This is a genomic window from Methylobacterium sp. E-066, from assembly GCF_022829635.1.
In the GTDB taxonomy this organism is placed as follows: domain Bacteria; phylum Pseudomonadota; class Alphaproteobacteria; order Rhizobiales; family Beijerinckiaceae; genus Methylobacterium.
In genome coordinates this window covers 1-4,751 of sequence record NZ_JAKSYO010000070.1, presented here as the reverse complement: position 1 = coordinate 4,751, position 4,751 = coordinate 1, and the positions used below count along the sequence as shown (strand labels likewise).

The following is a 4,751-nucleotide window of genomic DNA, read 5'->3' as shown; positions in this document are numbered from 1 at the left end:
TGGGCTTGGACTGCTACGGACATCGAGACGCTGGGTGGCCTGTCACGAGGCCATCGCCGCCTTGCTGGAGATCCCCGAGCCTGAAGCCGTTGCTCAGGTGCGGGCGCGACTACAGGGGCCGGTGTCGCCACTGTAGCGCAGCATCTGCCGATCTTCAGGTGCGCGACGCCTCATCCCCCGATCGAGAACCGACAAAGCCGGACTTATTGTCTGATGGGCAAGTTTCTGAACCGTAGGCACCCCGAGACCGGCGAGCTGTTTGCCGTACTGAAGGCACGGGCGTGCGCAATGCGGGCTGAACACACGCCCATCCAGCAGATCGCGAACGCGCTAGGCGTGAGCCGGTCCTGCGTCCATCGGTGGGTTCTCGCCACACCGGACCATAGTGCAGCTACTGCCATAAACGGCGGTGTTCGGATCTACCCGCCAGGCACGCGCCAGTTCGTCAACAAGCTCCGGAAGAGCGGATACCCGCGCGAGCAGAGGATTGCGATGGCGCAAGCTTTGGCGGCGACGCCTCCTACGACGCTCGCCGCACGCGCTCCACGTCGTCCTCAGGATCCGATGTTTTAAGCTTCAGCTGCTCCCGCATCGCCTTACCGGGCTTGAAGTGGATGGCGGTCCTGGCCTCGACCTCCACCGCCTGACCGGTGCGCGGGTTACGTGCGGCGCGGGCTTCGCGATGCCTGACCTCGAACGCCCCGAAGCCACGCAGCTCGACCCGGTCGCCGTCCGCCAGCGCCTGGGAGATGCGGTTGAAGATCGCCTTCACCAGCGCATCGATCTCGTGTTCGTAGAGGTGCGGGTTCTGCGCCGTGATGCGGGCGACGAGCTCGGATCGGATCATGGCTGCGGCGTGCCAAGACACCGGCGTCGGGGCAAGTGCGGGCAGGCCCTATTCCTCACCTTTGAGCCTTACCGCCTGAGGCGTCTGGAGGAACCTCAGGCTCAGCCGTGTAGAAGTCCCCAACCGGCCTGCCCAGGGCGTCGCTGAGACGCTTCAACATCCGCAGCTTGCCCTCGCGCTCACGTGCTTGAGCAATTTTGTCCGCTGAGGGGAGGCGGATGTCTCGGCCGTTGCCCTTGTCACGTTCGGCCATCCTAAACCAACCACCTTTATGAACGTGCGATTGTATACCGCAGTTGCGCTTCGACGGAAAGTTGTGTTGCAAGCCGACACCGAGATTGCAAATACGGTTGGATGACGCATGCCGCGTCGGTCTTCGAACAGCATTCTGTCGTCGGCTTCGTTGCCGCTGACCACCCTCAGCATTGGTTTGTGGGAGGAGGATGTCAGCACAGATCGCATCCGCGGCGATGCGGTTATGGGGCAGATGTACGGTCTGACCGATGCGGAGGCCGCCGAGGGTATCTCACGATCGCATCTCTTCTCGATCTTCCACCCGGATGAGGTTTCTCGCGACCCGGAACTGCGCCGAAGCGTGCGTGAGCAAGGCGGGCTGTTCGTGTGGGAGCACCGCATCATGCCAGCGCCTGGCATCGTGCGCTGGGTCTTAGTGCGCGGACATTATGAGCGAGGCCCGGACGGACGGATGCGTGGGCGGGGGATCGTCATCGACGTGACCGACACGCGGGCTGACGGTCATGTCGACGGACCATCGCGTTATCTGGCGGCATGCGAGACGCTGGGCTCGCCCGCAGAGACCATGGCCGACGGCGCACTGAAGCTTTTGGATCTGATGCACCAGCTCGACGACGACAGCGCTGCCCGTCTCCGTCCGTCTCTGAAAGCACTGCTATTCGAACTCGGCCGCCAGATCGCGGCGGGGCTGCCGGACGGCCAGGTGGCCGCAGCATCAAGGCCATTTCGCGATCCGAAGCTGCACTGAGCCCAAACCATCGCGGGTCGTATAGGTGCTGATGCCGCAGCCGGGACCAAGCAGCCGATAATTCACGGCACAGTCGGATGTGCCGCCATGACGACGGCCGCGACCGCGTTCCGGAACGTCTTCTCCTGCGGACCGGCGCGGTTCGCGACCTCCGTAGGGTCGATCGTGGAGGCCACGAGCGCGGACACGTCGAGGCTGTAGCCACTGGCGAACAGGTAGGGGCCGGCCGTCGGGTCGATCATGTAGGCGTCGATCGCCGCGACGATCTCCTGGCTGCTGATGCGGCCGGACCTGCGCAGGTCGGCGACGGTCGGTAGTGCGGCAGTCATAGGCGCGCTGATCATTCCCTGACGTTGACTTAACCGTGCCGCCCGGCCGACATGGACCGTTCCGGCCGGACCCGCCTTGGCGAGTCGCGGCTGTCTTCAGGAGAACAACCGCTGCGGATCTGAGACCCTGAAAAGCCAACAGCCCCTTCCCGGCAAGGAAGAGGCTGTCGAAAAACCTGAGGCCTTGTGAGGCCCGGCGCGCTGCCCCTCACAAGCCACATGATTCCCTCGGGAGTCAAGACGGAACTCGTTTCCGTCAACGGGAAGGCTTTGCCTGGACCCTAGCCGCGGCCCGTGAGGGACCGGGTTCGATGTTTCACGCCACCATGCGGTCGGCGATCGAGGGCGCGCGGACGTTGGCGCAGCTCGACGACCTGTCGCGCAAGATCTGGCAGGTTCACGCCGCCGAGACCGTCACCGATGCCGAAGCCCAGGGCTTGGCCGAGACGCTGCATGCCCGCAGGAATGCGATACGGGAGGCCGTGGCGCCCGTTGGCATTCCGCTCGGCCGTGTGACGCTGTTTCCAGCCAAGCGCCTCCAGCGGGCTCCTGAGCGATCCGTGGCCATCGAGCGTCGCCGCCGGCTGGCCTGCTCCGGCCCGATGCCGCCCGCGCTCGGATCCCGGTTCACCACCGGGCAGCTCGCGGTCCTGCGGATCGTGGGCGATGAGGTCGCCCGCAACGGCGCCTGCGGGCTGTGTATCGACGCCATCGCGGCACGGGCGGGCGTCTGCCGGCGGCTGGCGCAGGCCGCGATCCGTCTGGCCGAGGGGGACGGGTTGCTGACCATTCAGGAGCGACGTCACCAGGGCCGGAAGTCGGACCCGAACGTGATTCGCATCATCTCGCGGGAATGGCTCCAGTGGCTGCGACGTGGAGGGCGATCCGCGGCACCGGCGCTCTGGGGCAGCATAGGGTGCAAACCGATTCACCCCACGGATAGGGGAGATCCACAAAGGCAAGTTGTGGATGGGGAATCGAAGAAGGGCTGCCGACAAGCGGCTGGCGACCTCGACCGAGAGGCACGTTTCCGAATCCGTGCGGGTCGTGGCCCGGGAATAGCTATGCGGTAGGCGCACGCAGGCGGACGGTATGACGAACGACAACGGTCTGATCACAGGCGCAGGGCTGCAGCCTTGTTTCGCGCCATCGATCGACGCACTCGCCGGCGCGATCCGGGCGGTTGCCGAATCCGACACTTCGGACGGAGCCACCCTGCGCGACGCCGAGGCCTGCCTGCTGACGCTTCGCGCGAACGCGGCGGGCAACACACCTGGTCTCTACAGCGCCCTGGATACGGTCCGATCAGCCCTGCGTGCTGTTGAGGACATCGCTCGTCGGCCGGTAGATCTAGTCCCAAATCGGGCGGAGCTTCTGACCGTGGCGCAGTCCCACGCTCGCAGTGCAATCGGCTTCCTCATCGAGGTGCTGCGCAGGGCCAAGCCTAGCGTCCGGTCCTCCGCAGGTTCGTCGAGATCTGCGGCATGGTGAGCGACGACAACCAACCTTGGCGCCTGCTACAGAGCTATCTCTTCCCGTTAGCGCGCCCGAGGCGTTCGCGACACCGCAAGGCATGCGGCGGGCAAGCACGTGACGACAGGCGTTCTCCGGGCCAGTTCCCCGCAGGACGCCCGTGAAGCCTTGGCCGGGCAGTCGCGTGAGGGTCGGTGCGGCGGCGGGACTGGAGACCGCAAGCGCCGGCTCACGGCCCGTTATTGTAGTCGGCTTGATCCTGTGTTGGCTCTGATCCAACGAGGCGAGAGAATGTCGCCGTCCTCTGTGATGATCCAGGGCTGCGCGTCTTCTGCGTCTATGGCTTCAGCGGCTGCCGCGAGAGCCTGGCGTAGCGTCGGGAACTCGTGACCCTGTGCAACGTGCGCTAGCCCCCGGCCGGGCCACACGGTCAGCTCTGCGCGCTTGTCGAGGTCGGCTCGCGTCATGCTCTGCTCACGGCTGTTGCGGGAGCGAGAGTGCCTACCGCCGACATGCGGCGAGCGAGTGACAATCCGGTTAACGGTTGGTGTCTGCAGGACCGTGTCGTGACGAGGCGGATGCGACCGCACGCTCAATCGGAATAGCTGAGCCGCGAATGGGGAAGCGGTAAGGCCGCCCCATTCGACCGCCGTTTAGCGGTTGCCAGGCGTTCCGCTGGTCCCGCTTGGCTTCGAGCCCGACCCGGCGTCGTTAGCCCCCGTACTGTTCGTCGTGCCGGAGCGGCTCATCCCGCCAGTTGAAGGGCCGCTGCCGGCCGCACCGGGTGATGAGCCTGAGCCCGCATCGTTCGGGCCGGTACTGTTCGCGGTTCCTGAGCGGCTTGAGCCGCCAGCTCCACTTTCAGCAGCGAATGCGGCGCTGCCCAGGGCAAGAATGGCTGCAACAGCAAGCAGTGGTGCCTTCATAAGCGTTCTCCCATTGGCCCGCCTCTTAGGTGCTTAGCTCGACTTTGGCCATTCAGGCCGCCTGGCACAGGGCGAAGGCCCAGGCTGGTGGAAGACGGAACCGACGTTTCCTGCGGTCGCGCCTGCGGCCTGACATCGAAGAAGCTTCCTGGCGCCAGATGGTTCGACGGACG

General features: G+C 65.5%; 6 protein-coding genes. 3 read left to right on the top strand and 3 right to left on the bottom strand.

The genetic code is table 11. The features are described from left to right. Positions 1–520 precede the first annotated feature (520 nt). The gene (locus MKL20_RS08190) at positions 521–847 is read right to left on the bottom strand and encodes an integration host factor subunit beta (protein WP_244036265.1); all 327 of its coding nucleotides are present in this window, start codon (positions 845–847) and stop codon (positions 521–523) included. 361 nt (positions 848–1,208) lie between these two features. On the opposite strand from MKL20_RS08190, the gene MKL20_RS08185 reads away from it, so the two are divergent. Continuing rightward, positions 1,209–1,850, top strand: a complete 642-nt coding sequence (locus tag MKL20_RS08185) for a PAS domain-containing protein (protein ID WP_244036264.1) — start codon at positions 1,209–1,211, stop codon at positions 1,848–1,850. Positions 1,851–1,912: 62 nt separating this feature from the next. Here MKL20_RS08185 and MKL20_RS08180 read toward each other — a convergent pair whose 3' ends face one another. Further along, positions 1,913–2,179 carry a hypothetical protein gene (locus tag MKL20_RS08180; protein WP_244036263.1) on the bottom strand — a complete coding sequence of 89 codons (267 nt, stop codon included), beginning with the start codon at positions 2,177–2,179 and terminating at the stop codon, positions 1,913–1,915. Between the two features lie 311 nt (positions 2,180–2,490). On the opposite strand from MKL20_RS08180, the gene MKL20_RS08175 reads away from it, so the two are divergent. Together MKL20_RS08175 and MKL20_RS08170 are read left to right on the top strand one after the other, a co-directional pair. Then, entirely contained in the window at positions 2,491–3,252 is a 762-nt protein-coding gene (locus MKL20_RS08175; protein ID WP_244036262.1) for a hypothetical protein, read from the top strand. Positions 3,253–3,271: 19 nt separating this feature from the next. Next, positions 3,272–3,670, top strand: a complete 399-nt coding sequence (locus MKL20_RS08170) for a hypothetical protein (protein WP_244036261.1) — start codon at positions 3,272–3,274, stop codon at positions 3,668–3,670. A 221-nt stretch (positions 3,671–3,891) separates the two neighbouring features. On the opposite strand, the gene MKL20_RS08165 is transcribed toward MKL20_RS08170, so the two are convergent. After that, a complete protein-coding gene (locus MKL20_RS08165; RefSeq protein WP_244036260.1) occupies positions 3,892–4,119 on the bottom strand; it encodes a hypothetical protein in 228 nt (75 codons plus the stop codon). Between the last annotated feature and the right edge of the window lie 632 nt (positions 4,120–4,751).